Here is a 16,568-nt window from a genome sequence, read left to right as displayed (position 1 = left end):
AGAGATCATGTTGCACTCCAGACGCCTTCTTTACATCAACGAGATCGCCCGTTGCGGTTCGATCCGCAAGGCGGCCGCGCGCCTCAACGTGGCGTCGTCGGCGGTCAACAGGCAGATTTTGGCGCTGGAGGAGGAGATCGGGGCGCCGCTTTTCGAGCGGCTGCCGCGTGGCCTGCGGCTCACGGCTGCCGGCGAACTCTGCATCGAGCATATTCGGGACGTGCTGAAGAATTATGAGCGCCTGGAGGGGCGCATCCGCAGCCTCAAGATGCAGCAGGCAGGCAAGGTGCGCATGGTGACGACCGTTGGGCTTGCCGCCGGGCCGCTGCCCGAAATCATCGCGCGCTTTCTTTCAGAGCATCCGCGCGTCTTCGTCCAGCTGCGCAACGATACCGGCGGCACGACGGCCAACCCTGTTGTATCAGGCGAGGTGGATATCGGTCTCGGCTTCAACATCCCCGCCATGCCCGGCATCCGCACCCTCGGAAATTTCGATATCCCGATCGGTGTCGTGCTGCCGCCGGGGCATCAGCTGATCGGCCCCGGGCCGATCAACCTTGCCGATGTCACCCAGGAAAAACTGGTTCTGGCGCAGCCGGGCACCAGCCTGCGCGAGGTGATCAACCTTGCTTTTGCGCGCCTGCCCATCTCGGTCGAGCCGGTGCTGGAAACCAATGCATCGGAGATGCTGAAACAGCTTGTCAAATGCGGCACAGGGCTGACGCTGCTCAATCCGCTCGACGTCATCACCGAATGCCGGCGCGGTGAACTTGTCTTCCGGCCGATCGCCGAGCCGCATGCGCGATACCAGCAGATGAAGCTGTTTGCGCGTGCCCGCGCGCCCCTCGACGCGGCCACCAGCCTTTTCGTCGAATATCTGCTCGCCGAACTGCTCGGCCTGGTGCAGGAATTGCAGGCCAAGGGTCATATCCCACCGGATGTGAAACCCGCGGCTGAGCCTATTTCACATAGAGATTCGAAAGCGGATAGGCCTTGAGATCCTGGAGCAGCTCGACAAACCCCTTGACCTGATGGCGGCAGATCGCCTCGCCCTTTTCGGCTGTGGCGATCGAGGCATCGCCGACCACGCCGAAGGGATTGAGGTCATGCGCGATCCAGGCCAGCGAATGCGGCGGCAGAGGCTGAAGAAATTTCGACTGCTCTCGCATCCCTTCGGCCTTCGAGGCAAAGTTTTGGGCCTTGTCCATGCGCACCAGTTCGGGGCGGAAGTTGAGCATCAACGACGTCTCGACATCGCCGCCGTGGATGCCGTATTTGCTCTCGTGATCGCTGACCATGCCTTCCGGATGACCGAAACGGCCCCATTGGGTGGAGACCACCGCCATTTGATGGCGCACGCGCAGTTCGCGCGCGACGATGCTCATGATGTCGACATTGCCGCCGTGGGAGTTGACGATCACCATCTTCCGCAGCCCGGCTTCGGCAACCTTTGCGCCAATCGCCGTCCAGACGGGGATGAGCAGTTCGGCACTGAGCGACAGAGTGCCGGGGCCGTAGATGTGTTCGTTGGCCTTGCCGATCTCCTGTGTCGGAAGAACCAGGATATCCAGATCCTCCGGCTGCTGCCGCTTCAACTCCGCCAGCATGCCGGTCGCGATCGCGACATCCGTTGCGACCGGCAGATGCGGGCCGTGCTGTTCGGTCGAGGCGATAGGCAGGATAGCAATCGTGGTCTCGGGGGAGAGGCCGGCAAAATCATATGTGTTGAGCTCGTTCCAGTAAAACGGCGTGGGCATGCGGTCATCCCTTTTCGTCACCTGCTTCGATAGGGAGTAGGGAATAAAGATAAGCCGGAAAAGCATCATTTTTTGCGCATGGCGCTGCTTTTTTTCGCGCGCATCGGCGGCCGTTACTCCGCGGGCGCTTCAGCATCCAATCCGACTTTACTGAATATGTGGCTCGCAGCATCATACGAGCGCGGCTCGGGGAACTCATGAGCTAGATCGATAACCGTATGCAACGGAAAGGGACTAATCAGACGGCGGAGTTGCACTACCTCAGCAGACGGCGTCGACGCGCGCCTATGTCCAACGAGCAAGGTGGAACACTTCATGCCAAGCCAGACACAACTGGAACTTTCCCGTCGAGATCTACTTATCTCGTCGGCCGCAGCGGTTGCGGTCACCGGAGCCGTCGCGCCCGCAGCGGCACAGTCCCCAGGAAATGAAATGGCCTATACATCGAAAGTTTCTTTCGCGGTCAACGGCGAGAACCGTGATCTCGAGGTCGACAACAGAACGTCGCTGCTCGACGCGCTGCGCGAGCACCTGCATCTCACAGGCACGAAAAAGGGATGCGACCACGGCCAATGCGGTGCATGCACCGTGATGGTCGACGGCCACCGCATCAACGCCTGCCTGACGCTGGCGGTGATGCACGAAGGCGATCAAATCACCACGATCGAAGGCCTCGGCCAGCCTGAAAACCTTCATCCGATGCAGGCGGCCTTCGTCAAGCATGACGGCTTCCAGTGCGGCTACTGCACGCCGGGACAGATCTGTTCCTCCGTGGCCGTGCTCGAGGAGATCAAGGCGAACATACCGAGCCACGTCACCGGCGACCTTACGGCTCAGGCGGCTGTCACTGCGGCCGAGATCCGCGAACGCATGAGCGGTAACATCTGTCGATGCGGCGCCTATTCCAACATTCTCGATGCCATTTCGGAAGTCGCGGGGATAAGAGCATGAGAGCCTTTACCTATGAACGCGCCTCGTCCGTCGAGGCCGCGGCCAAGGCGGCCGCCTTAAATCCTGAGACCAAGTTCATCGCCGGCGGCACCAATCTCCTCGACCTGATGAAGCTCGAGATCGAGACGCCGACGCATCTAATCGACGTCAACGGTGTCGGCCTCGACAAGATCGAACCCACGCCGGAGGGCGGGCTGCGCATCGGCGCCTTGGTCCGCAACACCGATCTTGCCGCCCATGAGACCGTTCGCCGTGACTACGGCCTGCTCTCCAGGGCCCTGGTCGCCGGCGCCTCCGGGCAATTGCGCAACAAGGCAACCACGGCCGGCAACCTTCTGCAGCGCACGCGCTGTCCCTATTTCTATGACACGAACCAGCCGTGCAACAAGCGGCAGCCGGGAAGCGGCTGTTCCGCCATTGGCGGCTTCAGCCGCCAGCATGCAGTTGTCGGGGTAAGCGACAGCTGCATTGCCACTCATCCGAGTGACATGACCATCGCCATGCGGGCGCTCGATGCTGTTGTGGAAACCATCAAGGCCGACGGCAGTCGCCGCGCGATTGCGATTGCCGACCTTCACCGGTTGCCCGGCGACACGCCCCATTTGGAGACCATTCTCGAGCGCGGCGAGTTCATCACGGCGGTCCTGTTGCCGCCGCCGATCGGCGGCAAGCACATCTATCGTAAAGTCCGAGACCGCGCTTCCTATGCCTTCGCACTCGTCTCGGTCGGAGCCGTAATCCAATCGGACGGCACAGGACGGATCGCCGTCGGCGGCGTCGCCCACAAGCCATGGCGCGTCGAGGCCGCCGAAGCCGAGTTGCCCAAAGGCGCGAGGGCGGCGGCAGGCGTTCTTCTTGCCGATGCCCATCCGACCGAACAGAACCGTTTCAAGGTCGATCTGGTCGAGCGCACGCTCGGCGCCGTCATTGCCGAAGCAAGGGGTTGAGCCATGCAGTTCGATACGCCAGCGACAACCAACCCGATCGACAATCTGAAGGTCGTCGGACAGCCGATCCACCGGATCGACGGTCAGCTCAAGACGACCGGCCGGGCAATGTATGCTTATGAGTGGCACGATCCGAATATGCGCTACGCCTATGGTTATCCGGTTGGCGCGGCCATCGCCAAGGGCCGCATCACCTCCATGGACGTTTCCGCCGCCAAGACGGCTCCCGGTGTGCTTGCCGTCGTGACGACACTCGACGTCGGCGAGCGGAAGAAGGGCAAGTTCAACACCGCCAAGCTCTTCGGCGGCGACGAGGTTCAGCACTATCACCAGACAGTCGCCGTCGTCGTTGCCGAGAGCTTCGAGCAGGCGCGTGCCGCAGCCGCTCTGGTCAAGGTCGATTACGCCGAAGAAAAGGGTGTTTACGATCTCGGCCAGGCAAAGGATAAAGCCGTCGAGCCGGACCAATCGCAGCAACCCGATACCGCAGTCGGCGATTTCGAGGCTGCCTTCAGGTCAGCGCCCGTCACTCTGGACGCGACCTACACGACGCCCGACCAATCCCATTCCATGATGGAGCCGCATGCTTCCATAGCTGCCTGGAGCGGCGATGAACTGACCGTGTGGACGTCAAGTCAGATGATCGACTGGTGGCGCACGGATCTGGCGACCACACTCGGCATCGACAAGGAAAAGGTCCATCTGATGTCGCCGTTCATCGGCGGCGGGTTCGGCGGCAAGCTCTTCCTGCGAGCCGACGCCGTGCTTGCCGCGTTCGGAGCAAAGGCGGTCGGGCGGCCGGTCAAAGTCGCTCTTCCACGACCGCTCATGCCGAACAACACAACTCATCGGCCGGCGACAATCCAGCGGATCCGTATTGGAACCGAGCGTGACGGCAAGATAACCGCCATTGCGCACGAAAGTTGGTCCGGCGACCAACCCGGCGGTCAGCTTGAGACCGCCGTCAATCAGACCCGTCTTCTCTATGCCGCGGCGAACCGCATGACCGCGATGCGGCTGGCGACACTTCACCTTCCAGAGGGCAACGCCATGCGCGCTCCGGGCGAAGCCCCCGGACTGATGGCGCTCGAAATCGCCATCGACGAGATTGCCGAAAAAGTTGAGATCGATCCCGTGCAGTTTCGGATCGTCAACGATACGCAGGTCGATCCGGAGAAGCCGGAGCGGCCTTTTTCCCAGCGCAATCTCATCGGCTGCCTCAAGCTCGGCGCCGAGCGGTTTGGCTGGAGCGAACGGGGAAGACCAGGTTCCAAACGGGAGGGAAACTGGCTGGTCGGCATGGGCGTAGCCGCTGCCTTCCGCAACAACCTCGTGCTTCCTTCCGGAGCAAGGGTGAAGCTCGACCAAGAAGGCGTCGTGACGGTTGAAACCGACATGACCGATATCGGAACCGGCAGCTACACCATCATCGCCCAAACGGCCGCCGAAATGATGGGTGTCACGATCGACAAGGTTGCCGTCCAGCTCGGCGACTCGCGTTTTCCTGTTTCGGCAGGCTCCGGCGGACAGTTCGGTGCGAACTCTTCGACGTCTGGCGTCTATGCAGCCTGCGTCAAGCTGCGTGAAGCCATCGCCAAGAAGCTCGGCTTCAATTCCGAAGACATCGTCTTCGAGAACGGAGAGGTGCGCTCGGGCAATCGTTCGGTACCTCTTGCCGAGGCCGCCGGTCCGGATGGCCTTGTCGGCGAGGACACCATCAAGTGGGGTGAGCTCACCGAGACGCATCAGCAATCGACATTCGGAGCGCACTTCGTGGAGGTTGGAGTCGACATTGCCACCGGAGAAAGCCGGATCCGCAGGATGCTGGCAGTCTGCGCGGCAGGCCGCATCCTCAACCCGATCACCGCCCGCAGCCAGGTCATCGGCGCAATGACGATGGGGGCCGGCGCAGCGCTGTCGGAGGAATTGGCGGTCGATACCCGCCGCGGCTTCTTCGTCAATCACGACCTCGCCAGCTACGAAGTCGCGGTGCATGCCGACATTCCGCACCAGGAGGTGATCTTCATGGAAGAGACCGATCCGATGTCCTCGCCGATGAAGGCGAAGGGCGTCGGCGAACTCGGCCTTTGCGGCGTTGCGGCAGCGATTGCCAACGCCGTTTACAATGCGACCGGCGTCAGGGTTCGGCACTACCCGCTGACGCTTGACAAGCTGATCGGCGGCTTGCCGGACGTGGCCTGATCACGTCGACGGCGGTCCGAAAGCCGGACCGCCGCTAATTCCTGTAGGATTTCCCATGCATCAGTCACTTGCAACCGTCACGGCGCCAATTCCCGTCAGAGCCTCGTCCACCGACGACCCTGCGGAACTGCTTCGCTTCGCGATAGACGCGCATCGTCGTGGCGCGGCGGCACTTGCCACCCTCGTCGACATCCGGGGCGGGGCTGCGCGCGCGCTCGGCGCTCATATGGTGGTCGCCGCAGACGGGCGGTTCTGCGGCTATGTCTCCGGCGGATGTGTAGAAGCCGCCGTCGCTTCCGAAGCGCTTCTGGCAATGGCAAAAGGGCGCGACCGAATGGTCAAGTTCGGCGACGGCTCGCCCTTCTTCGACATCGTCCTTCCCTGTGGCGGCGGAATCTCTGTCGCAATCCATGTCCTGAAAGATGTCGGAGCTTTGCGGCATGTGCTGGAGCGTCTCGAACGCAGGCAGGCAGCCGGCCTTGCATATTCGCCAGAGCGGCAGGCGCTCGAACCGGTAGAACCGCTGCCACGGACGTGCTGGCTCGAGCGAGATTTCCTGACCGTCTACCGTCCCCGCACCCGCGTCCTCCTTTCCGGGCAGACGATCGAAGCGCAGGCCGTCGCACGACTGGCCGAGGCTTCCGGCTACGACGTGATTGCCGTGGCGCCGGGCGGGGTCCGGCCGGTTGCCGACATTATCGATCCCTTCACGGCCGTCGTGCTCCTGCATCATGAGCTTGACGCCGAAGCTGCCATTCTCGAGACCGCACTTGCCTCGCCTGGGTTCTACATCGGCGCGCTCGGCAGCACCCGGACGCATCGTCGACGTGTCGAGCGGCTGAGAGCCATGGCTTTCAAACGGGACGACATCGCTCGCATCAAGGCGCCTATCGGGATGTTCGGCCCGACACGGGATGCAACGTCGCTCGCTCTGTCGGTTCTGGCTGATATCGCCGCGGCAAGACTGGTGGCTTATGCTTAAGGCATCGGTCGCGATCGTCGTTCTCGCTGCCGGCAAGGCAAGCCGCATGGGTGAGGGCGGGAAACACAAGTTGCTGGGCGAATTCGACGGCGTGCCGCTCGTGAGGCGGTCGGCATTGATCGCGCTCGGTGCGGATGCCGGATCCGTCATTGTCGTCACCGGCCATCGCAGGAGCGAGATCGAGGCCGCGCTCGATGGGCTCGATTTGACTTTCATCGATAATCCCGACTACGCCAGCGGCATGGCGAGTTCGCTGATGGCAGGTGTCTCATCGAAGCGGGCTGACGGTGCCGACGGCATTCTCGTCATGCTGGCCGATATGCCCGGCCTTTCCACCGCACATCTCGATGCCTTGATTTTAGCATTTCGCAATGCGGGCGGCGAGGCTGCCGTGCGCGCCGTCTCACGCGGCAAGCCCGGCAATCCCGTTATTCTGCCGCGTGCTCTCAAACAGGCAGTGCTGAGACTTGAGGGCGACGTCGGCGCGCGCGATATCATTGCGACGTCAGGGCTGCCCGTGCTCGATGTCGATGTCGGCGATGCAGCTTGCCTCGACGTCGACACGCCGGACGATATCGTGGCCGCCGGAGGCGCGATTAAGAACTAACTCGCGGGCATGGCGGCGAGATGGTCCGCTTGCATTCGGTCTGGAACCACCACGGCTAAAGGTGGGTCGAGATATGTTTATACATAGGTGACGTTGACGTCCGTCAGAACACGTCGTCACAGACGGGTTTCGATCCTGCGAAATAATTGTTATTGAGGACGCGGTTGCAGGTGTGAAAACGTGCTGCAATGGAGAAGTGAGGACCGGCTCTATGCTCACCGAAGACGCTACTTTTTGGTGCCGGCAAGGCGCCTCCGCCCTGGACACACACCCTTACCAAACGGGGGCACCGTTTCAACGATTTCGCCCCCAGGTGACACGTACTCCGCCAATACAACGCGAGCCAGCGCGATCTTTCCATGGTTTGTCCGCATGCAGACCGTCGTTCTAACGGGTGGCTGCCAATGCGGCGCCGTGCGGTACGCGCTGGAGGAGCCGCCGCAAAACGTCCATATCTGCCACTGCCGGATGTGCCAGAAGGCTGTGGGCGGTCCGTTCGCGATCATCTGCCCGGTGATGAAGCCCGCCTTTCGCCTGACGCGTGGCGCAATCAGCTATTTTCACAGCTCGGACGTCGGCCGACGTGGTTTTTGCCGTGACTGTGGCACCCCACTCACCTTCGATTCTCCCGATGGTGACGACATCGGAGTTTTGGTCGGTACCCTCGATGAGCCCGATCGGGCGCCGCCCGAAAACCAATGCGGCAACGAGAGCCGGGTGTCCTGGTACGCCAACCTGGCCCAAGTGCCGGGCGAGCGACCGACCTACGCCGACAATCCCCAGATGTTGCACCGGATCAGCAGCACCAATCATCAGCATCCTGACCATGACACCGATCATTGGCCGCCGTCCGGCTAACTCTCAAACTTGTCCACCCACACAACGCGCGACTGAGCGGCGATCCTCTCGGGCGGCGTGAAGCGGGCTGCAAGCGGTCGACCGAGGGACTACTGATTATTGAGCGCCTTAGCGCAGTTTTTCGACGGCGACGGCAAGACAGGCCTTGAATGCGGCAAGATCCGTATAGAGCGCATCGCGCGCCGCGTCTCCGACGATGAGGACGCCACCGCGCCGCTCAATCCCGGCGTGCAGCATCAGATTGTCGGCCAGGCCGAAATCCTCGACCGCAATTCCATTCGGGTCTCGCAATCGACCGTCGCCATCATAGGCGATGGCCCCGCCATAAAGATCGCTCACTCGTCCGCTGTGATCGCGAGCCACATTCGTGTAAGCGAATACAGGCTTACCGCTTGCGCACATAAAGCCGAGTTCGAAGGCTGTCCCTGTATCGGCCGCAATGCCGCGAAAGGGCGTCAGGTTGGCGATGATCGCGTCAGCCTCAATCATCATCTTCTCGTCCACCGCGTTTATCGCAGCCGCCCGCTCGCGTTTCGAGTTCGTGTGCGGGATTTCCAGATCGCCGGGCGAGAGTGGGATAAGTCCCGCCTCACGGGCAAGTGCCGCCTTGCGGTCGAGCATTTCACGGGCGTTGGGAAGGAAGACCTCCGGACCGGCGAGATAAACTTTTTTTGTCATAAAATCGCACCTAAAAGGGATGGCATCAAAATACCTTCCTCGCTCTACAGCGAAGTAGGATCACAATCCAGTGGGCGAAACCGCCCACTGGATTGTAAGGGCTGCGTCGGCAGCGCAACGCCGTCGCCACATCGGGCCTGCTCGTGCTCGATGTTGAAATTGGCGACGCGGCCCCGCTCGACGTCGACACGCCGAACGGGTATTGACCGCCGGTGTATCAACGCACCGACCGGAACGCCTCTCGCAATTCCTCAGCGAAGAGTTTGGGCTGTTCCCAGGCGGCGAAGTGACCGCCCATATCGACACGGTGGTAATAATGCAGCGTGGGATAGGCCTGCTTGCTCCAACTCTCCGGCGCCTGGTAGATCTCCTTTGGGAATACGCTGATGGCCACCGGGATCTTGATCTCTTTGGTCTTCTGGGCGTCCGCGCTGAAATTGTTGTTGTTGTTTTCCCAATAGAACCGCGACGAGGATGCCCCAGTGTTGGTCAGCCAGTACAGCGTGATGTCATTCAGCATTTCGTCCTTGGAAAAAACGCGTTCAGGAATGCCCTCACTGTCGCTCCACTGCGCAAATTTTTCGTAGATCCATGCAGCCAGGCCGGACGGCGAGTCGGAAAGCGAGTAGCCGATCGTCTGCGGACGCGTCACCATCACGGCCCCATAGGCGGCATTCCGGCCGAAGAAGGTGCTCAACGATTCAAAGGCATCCCGCTCGGGCGCCGACAGTCCCGCAGGAGCCGGGTCTCCACTGTTGATCGCCTTGGTGAGATTGCCCGGAACGGTCGCCGGCATGTTGAGATGAATACCAAGCAAGCCCTTGGGTGCCTGGCGCGCCAACGCGTCGGAGATAACGGAACCGTGGTCGCCACCCTGGGAAACGTAGTGCGCGTAGCCGAGCCGCTTCATCAGGATGTCCCATGCTCGCGCAACGCGGTCGGGCCCCCAGCCAAGCTCCGTGGGCTTACCCGAAAAGCCGTAGCCGGGGATGGAAGGGATGACGACATCAAATGCGTCCTCCGCTTTGCCGCCATAAGCAGTCGGATCTGTAAGAGGGCCGATCGCCTTGATGAACTCAAAGGTCGAGCCCGGCCAGCCATGGGTCAGGATGACCGGAAGGGCGTTGGGATGACGCGATCGTACATGAATGAACTGGATATCGACCCCGTCGATCGTCGTGATGAATTCCGGAAGTGCATTGAGCTCAGCCTCAGCTTTGCGCCAATCGTAATCAGTGCCCCAGTAACGCACCAGATCCTGGACGCGCGAAAGCTGAATGCCTTGCGAGGCGTCACTCACGGTTTCCTTGTCTGGCCAACGCGTTTCGGCAATGCGCCTGCGCAGATCGTCAAGCTGTGACTGCGGAACGTGGATCTGGAACGGGCGGATCTTTTCGTCGGCCCCGATCGGCGTCGCTGGCCCGTCCGATGTGAGATCGGCGGTACTCGCTGGCACAAGGTAACCGGCTGAAAACAGCAACATTGGTCCAACCGCCATCACCATTGCACCGCGGGCAAGGCGGCGCCAGGCGAGAATATTGTCTATCTTCTTCATGAGGCACTCCATGTTGTTGTCGCCCAGGGGCGACATTTCGTGACGGAGTGATGTCTGACGGGTCTGCGTATCTGGCATGTTTCTAGAAATGCCAAAAAAGTATCGGAGTGTGGCGGCTACACAGAGGCGGGAACACGATCGTCATGGAACGACCTGGTGCCCACGGCGCCTGAATAGGAAATCAAACACCTCATTGCTGCCTGCGGAGGCTGCCCAACATAGCCTTGAACCCCGCGACCGCCCGCTCCGAAACCCCCTCCGGATTCTCGGCATTGGCGATCCAAAGCGCCATATGGCTGCTGGCGCCATTGATGAGGCGGGCGGCGGTTTCGGTGTCGATGTCGATGATCTCGCCATCGGCCTTGAGTCGGTCGAGGCTGCGGGAGAGGGCGGCGATACAGCCGGGGGTGTTCTGCCATTGCGATATATCACCGAGCACAGCCGGGCCATCGCGAAACATGATACGCCGGATTTCCGGTTCAAGCGCCATTTCGATATAAGCGGAGCATTCGTCGACAAAGCCCTGCCAGCGTGTCGGAGCGGCGGCCGAGACCTCGTTCAACCGCTCCGTCATCTCAGCGTCGATTTCCATGATGACAGCCTGGAGCAGACCCTTCTTGTCACCGAAGTGGTGATAGAGGGCCCCGCGCGTCAATCCCGCTTCGCCGGTGAAATCGTCCATCGAGGCTTCCGCGTAGCCGATCGTGCCAAAGGCACGCCGCCCGGCTGCGATAAGTTTGCCGCGGGTCTCTGCGATCATCTCCCCGCGCGGTTTGCGCATGGCTTCTCCATTGGCATACGCCGCGTATCTTTTTCATTGACATACGGAGCGTATGCATTATTTCTAAACACATACGCTCCGTATATAAGTGTTCTGTCCGATAGATGGAAGGATCGTCCCATGTCAAATCCGTATAGGCAAATATTCGCGGCACCTGGAGCCAAGGGCTTCTCCGCAGCCGGCTTTTTCGCACGCCTTCCCATCGCCATGGCGCCGATTGGCATCGTTGCTATGCTCTCCCAGGCACATGGCGAATATTGGCTGGCAGGCGCCGTGTCGGCGACCTATGCACTCACCAATGCGGTGGTCTCGCCGCAGATTTCGCGAGCGGTCGACCGGCTGGGCCAGACGGCAGTGGTCGTTCCCACAACCATCGTATCGGTGCTGGCGTTCATCGCGCTGATCGCCGCGGCCAACCAGAACTGGCCGGTGTGGACGCTCTTTGCCTCAGCCTTCCTCGCGGCGGCTATGCCAAGCATTCCGGCGCTGATGCGGGCCCGCTGGACGGAACTCTTTCGCAACCGGCCCGAGCTCAACACGGCCTTCGCGTTCGAAAGTGCCGCGGACGAACTGGTCTATATCGCCGGTGCCTCGCTGTCGGTCGGGCTGGCCGTCGCCTTATTCCCCGAAGCCGGCATGATGGTGAGCACGGCTTTTCTGGCGCTCGGGACGGCCGCCTTCATCGTGCAGCGCGGCACCGAGCCGAAGGTGCGTCATGTCGCCGGCGCGGCTTCGGTTGGCTCCGCGATCCGCCAGCGTCCGGTGCAGATCATCACACTCGCGCTGATCTTCGTCGGCGCGATCTTCGCAACCGCTGAAGTGAGCGTTGTCGCCATCACCAAGGAGCTTGGTCAGCCGAATGCGGCAAGCCTGGTCATCGGTGTCTATGCCCTCGGTTCCTTCCTAGTGGGTTTGACCCTCGGCGCGCTTAATCTGCGCATCCCCTTGCAGCGTCAGCTGCTGATCGCTGTTGCGATCCTCGCACTGACCTCGCTGCCGCTGCTCGTCGCCGGCAGCTCGGTAACCCTGCTTGCTACCGCCGTCTTCGTCAGCGGCATCGCGATCTCGCCGACCTTTATAACGGCCTTCGGACTGATTGAGCGTCGCGTGCCGGAATCGGTGCTGACGGAAGGTGTCACCTGGGTGATGACCGGCATCGGCATCGGTATGGCGCTCGGCGCCTTCGTCTCGGGCTGGGTCGTCGATGCCTACGGCCCCCAGAGCGGGTTCTGGGTGTCTGCGGCGGCCGGGGCCGCCACCGTCCTTATCATTGCGCTCGGTCAGCGTACACTTTCGGGCGAGTGCACCGACGGAGAAGATTGCGGGATGCTGGAGCCGGCGCAGTAGGGTGGGCGATCGAAAGCAACGGCGCAGGAGACTTCCGAAACGCACGATGTCACGGACCTTGTCCTGCAGGATATTCTGGCGGGCGTTCTGTTGCCCGGAACCAGGCTGAAGCAGATCGATCTGGAGCGCTGATCGACGCCATCGCCGTCTGCATCGAGGAATGCAATCCAACCGAGTCAAAACATCGCCTTCGCCTGGAGAGCAGGGGCGAACAGCGCTCGCCCCTCCCTGGCTCATTTCGTGATGGTCTTGCCGCTCGGCAGTTCCACGCCAATGACGTCATCGACACTACCGGCGCCTATCTCTCCGACGGGTGCGACAGTTGCGGCTGAAAGAGCGTTCGTGTTGAGGGCATTGGAGGTAATCGCATTCGCGGTGATGGCGTTCGCGGTAATGGCATTCGCAGTGATGGCATTGGCCGTTATCGCGTTTGCAGTGATGGCATTGCTGACGGTTTCCGCAGATGCCGGAACCGCTGACGCAGTGAGAAGTGCGGCGGCGACGAGTTGGCGGATTTTCATGATCATTTCCTTTGGTTGAAGAGAACCGAGGACAATCCAGCGGTTTTGAAATTCCTGCGCTTCAAGGTTTTGAAGACAGGAAACGGTGTTGCCGCTAGTGGGAGCGGTTGAAAATCAACGCCTTGCCGAACAGTCCGGTTTTGGCGTTCTGTGCCGTGCAAAGCACCGAGCCGAGGCGGTTGGCGAGGCGGGGACAGGAGTGCTGCAGACCGTCGAGGGTCATCTTGTCCGGGACACGGGTATGAGCCACGCAGACAGCGCCCGCGGTACTCCATCCCGCTTCGAAACTCAGCTCATCGCTCCCGGAACTCTCCGCCTCGCGTTGGATGCCGCGATCGTCGTAAATGTCGATCTTCATGCCCGTTCGGGTCGTGGCGCGATCGCCGCAATAGTCGGCACGGACCATATTGACGCAGGCGCGGTGATACTCCGCCAGATCCGTCCCGTCGGACAGGGTTTTCCAGGGCTTGTAACCGAAGCGGACGCACTTCCCCTGTGCTCCGGCTGAACATGTAAGGGTAAAACCGGACTGCGAAATCATCTTTCCCTCCGAATTCCATTGCCCCTTGAGCGGAAACATCCAGCGATTTCCATCAGGATCAGGGTCGCATAGTTCGACCGGTGTTCGGCCATCGACAACGGTGACTTTGTGCAGGAGCACCTCGCCGTCGGGATCACGGCTGTCGGTCACGATGTCATCAATGCGGACACGGTGGGCAACAGCATCGCCGGACAAGCGTAGCGACAGGGTTGCGCCAACGAGTTCCTTGCCCTGAAGAACTTTGCCGCTCGAGAAGGTAAATCGGAACGCAGTTCCGACCACCTCGGTTTTCTCGATCCGCTCCGGCGGCGACGCTGCGGCCGCAGCCGGAAGCGAAGAGCTCGCGAATGCCGCGCAAAAGAGCAGAGCGCCAACAGCCAGTTTGATAAATGTTGCGATCATTATGGCCACACGATCACAATAAATACCGCAACGGCTCTTGCGCGTTGGCGCAGTTGATAGTGGCGGATATCCATGGAAGGTCTCGAGATCGAAGTTCTATGAAAGAGCGCGGCGCGCCTTGAGCAACGACGTCTAAAGGACCCTCCCGGCGCCGTCGTCACCCGCAAGTATGATGTCTTAAGCTTTGTCTCCCGCAGAGCTTGCGCCACGAAAGCTTTCGATTGCATATCTCCCAGTATTCCTGCCAGTGTCTGGCTGGCAGAGGTGGAAGAAGCGATTGCGCAGGGGACCGCATGAGTAGGCTGGGTGACGAAATACTGTCTTCGATAATCGGCGATATCTATGATTGCGCTTTGAGCCCGGAAGGCTGGACGGGTGTCATGACCCGCATTACCAGCACCATCGACGCGGCCTATACGACGATTGCACTCACTAGCGTCACGGATAGCCGAGGTAGATTTGCGGCTCAGTCTCCCTGGGACGCCGAGCAGTTGAGAGCGCTACAGGACTATGAACTCGACGCGATACCGGGCCTGAGGGCCGCGGTCATTGGCGACATTGATCTGCCGCAGCGGACATTGTCTCTCGTCAGCGAAGGGGAACTGGAGCAATCCGCATTCTTCCAAGAATGGGCAAAGCCTCAAGGCCTCCGCGAGGCGTGTACGACGAAGTTCGTCCATACTGCCGACCGGATTGGACTATTCAGTACGACGACGTGGGCGAACCGGCCGCCCATCAGCGCGGAAGAACAGCGCTTTCTAGCCTTGCTTTCACCCCACCTGCGGCGAGCTTCCCTGATTGGCGACCTTTTGGATCAGACGCGCGTCACCACCGGCATATATCGCGGTGTCCTCGACAGCCTCGCAGTTCCCATCATTCTCACTGGAGCAGATGGGGCGGTTCTTCACGCCAACACCCATGCGGCAAAATTGCTTGACGAGCGTATACTTCTGCGCTCGCGAAACGGCGTTCTTCAGGCCCAGACACCCATGGTTTCACGTGCTTTGCTGGAAGCAATCGGGGCCGCAGCCCATGCGGACGCCCTGTTGGGGTCGCGCGGTATCGGCCTTCCGATTTCCACTCCGGGCCAGTCTCCGGCGGTCGCCTATATCCTGCCGTTGAGCGAAGGGACGGCTCGGGCAGCTTTTAGGCCCGCATGCGCTGCCGTGTTCATATCAACCACCATTTCGGCTTCGCCTCCGCCGGAAGACGTGTTGATCACGCTTTACGATCTGACCCCGGCCGAGGCGCGGGTCGTCCTGCAGATAGGCAGAGGATTGAGTGCTGCGCAATGTGCTGCAACTCTGGCAATCAGCGAGAATACGCTGAAGACCCATCTTGGCCGGGTCTATGCAAAGACCTCCACCGCACGTCAGGCCGATCTCGTCGCCCTCGTTTCGACGATCGCATCACCAATCATGCACGGGATGTCGCTGGCGACATCGGCTAACACCACGTGATACGGATTGCAGGGTCGATAGTTCGATCTCATCCAAGGCGACCGTCAAGACCTCACGGCACCTGAGCCCCACTCATGGCGACATAGACCGAATAAACCGAATGCGTCGCTGCAATAAACAGCCGGTTGCGTCTGGGCCCGCCGAAGGTGATGTTGGCGACGGTTTGCGGGACGCGGATCTTGCCGATCAGTTTGCCTGTGGGGTCGAAGCAATGCACGCCATCGGCCGCGCTTGACCAGATGTTCCCGTTCACGTCTGTGCGAATGCCGTCCGGGATGCCGTTATCGATGAGGCAGAAGACGCGGCCGTTCGTCAGCCTGTTGCCGTCGACCACGTCGAAAGCGCGGATGTGGCGCGGCAGGCTTTCGTCATGGCTTGCGGCCGAATCCGCAACGTAGAGGATGGTCTCGTCGGGCGAGAAGGCGAGGCCGTTCGGTTGGATGAAATCCGTGACGACAGCCGCAAGCGCGCCGCTCGTCGGATCGAGCCGATAGACGTTGCGCGTCGGTTGCTCCGGCTCGGCGCGAAAGCCTTCGTAGTCCGACATGATGCCGTAGGTCGGGTCGGTGAACCAGATGGTGCCGTCTGATTTCACCACCACGTCGTTCGGCGAATTGAGCCTGGCGCCATCAAAACGGTCGGCGAGCACGGTGATCGAGCCGTCGACCTCGGTGCGCGTGACGCGGCGCGTCCCATGTTCGCAGGAGATCAGCCGCCCCTGCCTGTCGCGCGTATGGCCGTTGGTGAAGTTGGATGGTTGGCGATAGACGGAGACGCCGCTCTCCGGCGTCCACCGCAGCATGCGCTGGTTGGGTATGTCGCTCCACAGCAGCTGGTTGGCGTCGTTGAACCAGACGGGACCCTCCGCCCAGCGGCAGCCGGAATAGAGTTCGTCGAGACCGGCGCTGGTCACGATCATCTGCCGGAAGCGCGCGTCGTGGATTTCGTAAATGCTGGCCTCGGCCATGGCGGTCTTCCC

The 16,568-nt window shown here is 61.2% G+C and carries 16 protein-coding genes; 9 read left to right on the top strand and 7 right to left on the bottom strand.

Annotation, left to right across the window (positions count from 1 at the left end):
• Positions 1 to 7 precede the first annotated feature (7 nt).
• Positions 8 to 997 carry a LysR substrate-binding domain-containing protein gene (locus tag N2600_RS25250; RefSeq protein ID WP_017967704.1) on the top strand — a complete coding sequence of 330 codons (990 nt, stop codon included), beginning with the start codon at positions 8 to 10 and terminating at the stop codon, positions 995 to 997.
• On the opposite strand, the gene N2600_RS25245 is transcribed toward N2600_RS25250, so the two are convergent.
• Positions 960 to 1,826, bottom strand: coding sequence for a creatininase family protein (locus tag N2600_RS25245; RefSeq protein ID WP_170259460.1), 867 nt, complete (start codon positions 1,824 to 1,826; stop codon positions 960 to 962). The genes N2600_RS25250 and N2600_RS25245 overlap by 38 nt on opposite strands.
• 234 nt (positions 1,827 to 2,060) lie before the next feature.
• Between N2600_RS25245 and paoA the strand changes: the two genes are divergently transcribed.
• From paoA to N2600_RS25215, 6 genes are all read left to right on the top strand, one after another.
• Positions 2,061 to 2,708 carry an aldehyde dehydrogenase iron-sulfur subunit PaoA gene (gene paoA, locus N2600_RS25240; protein ID WP_260299242.1) on the top strand — a complete coding sequence of 216 codons (648 nt, stop codon included), beginning with the start codon at positions 2,061 to 2,063 and terminating at the stop codon, positions 2,706 to 2,708.
• Positions 2,705 to 3,655, top strand: a complete 951-nt coding sequence (locus N2600_RS25235; RefSeq protein WP_260299241.1) for an FAD binding domain-containing protein — start codon at positions 2,705 to 2,707, stop codon at positions 3,653 to 3,655. Before paoA ends, N2600_RS25235 begins: the two co-directional genes overlap by 4 nt.
• A 3-nt stretch (positions 3,656 to 3,658) precedes the next feature.
• Positions 3,659 to 5,857: an aldehyde oxidoreductase molybdenum-binding subunit PaoC gene (paoC, locus tag N2600_RS25230; RefSeq protein WP_260299240.1), complete on the top strand. Its 2,199-nt coding sequence runs from the start codon at positions 3,659 to 3,661 to the stop codon at positions 5,855 to 5,857.
• A 55-nt stretch (positions 5,858 to 5,912) separates the two neighbouring features.
• Positions 5,913 to 6,839: an XdhC family protein gene (locus N2600_RS25225; protein ID WP_260299239.1), complete on the top strand. Its 927-nt coding sequence runs from the start codon at positions 5,913 to 5,915 to the stop codon at positions 6,837 to 6,839.
• A complete protein-coding gene (locus N2600_RS25220) occupies positions 6,832 to 7,446 on the top strand; it encodes a nucleotidyltransferase family protein (protein ID WP_260299238.1) in 615 nt (204 codons plus the stop codon). The genes N2600_RS25225 and N2600_RS25220 overlap by 8 nt, the downstream gene beginning before the upstream one ends.
• 372 nt (positions 7,447 to 7,818) lie before the next feature.
• A complete protein-coding gene (locus tag N2600_RS25215) occupies positions 7,819 to 8,304 on the top strand; it encodes a GFA family protein (protein ID WP_260299237.1) in 486 nt (161 codons plus the stop codon).
• 108 nt (positions 8,305 to 8,412) lie between these two features.
• Here N2600_RS25215 and N2600_RS25210 read toward each other — a convergent pair whose 3' ends face one another.
• From N2600_RS25210 to N2600_RS25200, 3 genes are all read right to left on the bottom strand, one after another.
• A complete protein-coding gene (locus N2600_RS25210) occupies positions 8,413 to 8,982 on the bottom strand; it encodes a nucleoside 2-deoxyribosyltransferase (protein ID WP_162115827.1) in 570 nt (189 codons plus the stop codon).
• Positions 8,983 to 9,199: 217 nt separating this feature from the next.
• The gene (locus tag N2600_RS25205) at positions 9,200 to 10,537 is read right to left on the bottom strand and encodes an epoxide hydrolase family protein (RefSeq protein ID WP_260299482.1); all 1,338 of its coding nucleotides are present in this window, start codon (positions 10,535 to 10,537) and stop codon (positions 9,200 to 9,202) included.
• Between the two features lie 190 nt (positions 10,538 to 10,727).
• The gene (locus N2600_RS25200; RefSeq protein ID WP_260299236.1) at positions 10,728 to 11,318 is read right to left on the bottom strand and encodes a TetR/AcrR family transcriptional regulator; all 591 of its coding nucleotides are present in this window, start codon (positions 11,316 to 11,318) and stop codon (positions 10,728 to 10,730) included.
• Positions 11,319 to 11,438: 120 nt separating this feature from the next.
• Here N2600_RS25200 and N2600_RS25195 point away from each other — a divergent pair, with 120 nt between their 5' ends.
• Positions 11,439 to 12,665, top strand: a complete 1,227-nt coding sequence (locus N2600_RS25195; protein ID WP_260299235.1) for an MFS transporter — start codon at positions 11,439 to 11,441, stop codon at positions 12,663 to 12,665.
• A gap of 233 nt (positions 12,666 to 12,898) precedes the next feature.
• Here N2600_RS25195 and N2600_RS25190 read toward each other — a convergent pair whose 3' ends face one another.
• Together N2600_RS25190 and N2600_RS25185 are read right to left on the bottom strand one after the other, a co-directional pair.
• The gene (locus N2600_RS25190; protein ID WP_017967692.1) at positions 12,899 to 13,186 is read right to left on the bottom strand and encodes a hypothetical protein; all 288 of its coding nucleotides are present in this window, start codon (positions 13,184 to 13,186) and stop codon (positions 12,899 to 12,901) included.
• 94 nt (positions 13,187 to 13,280) lie between these two features.
• On the bottom strand, positions 13,281 to 14,129 hold the full coding sequence (locus N2600_RS25185; protein WP_260299234.1) for an ADYC domain-containing protein: 849 nt from the start codon (positions 14,127 to 14,129) through the stop codon (positions 13,281 to 13,283).
• 380 nt (positions 14,130 to 14,509) lie between these two features.
• On the opposite strand from N2600_RS25185, the gene N2600_RS25180 reads away from it, so the two are divergent.
• Positions 14,510 to 15,589 carry a LuxR C-terminal-related transcriptional regulator gene (locus N2600_RS25180; protein WP_260299233.1) on the top strand — a complete coding sequence of 360 codons (1,080 nt, stop codon included), beginning with the start codon at positions 14,510 to 14,512 and terminating at the stop codon, positions 15,587 to 15,589.
• Positions 15,590 to 15,641: 52 nt separating this feature from the next.
• On the opposite strand, the gene N2600_RS25175 is transcribed toward N2600_RS25180, so the two are convergent.
• Positions 15,642 to 16,556: an SMP-30/gluconolactonase/LRE family protein gene (locus tag N2600_RS25175; protein ID WP_260299232.1), complete on the bottom strand. Its 915-nt coding sequence runs from the start codon at positions 16,554 to 16,556 to the stop codon at positions 15,642 to 15,644.
• Positions 16,557 to 16,568 lie beyond the last annotated feature (12 nt).

The sequence above is a fragment of the Rhizobium sp. WSM1274 genome, from assembly GCF_025200775.1.
GTDB lineage: Bacteria > Pseudomonadota > Alphaproteobacteria > Rhizobiales > Rhizobiaceae > Rhizobium > Rhizobium leguminosarum_I.
Note: the sequence above shows the minus strand (reverse complement) of the source record. Positions and strands in the feature narration are given on the sequence as shown.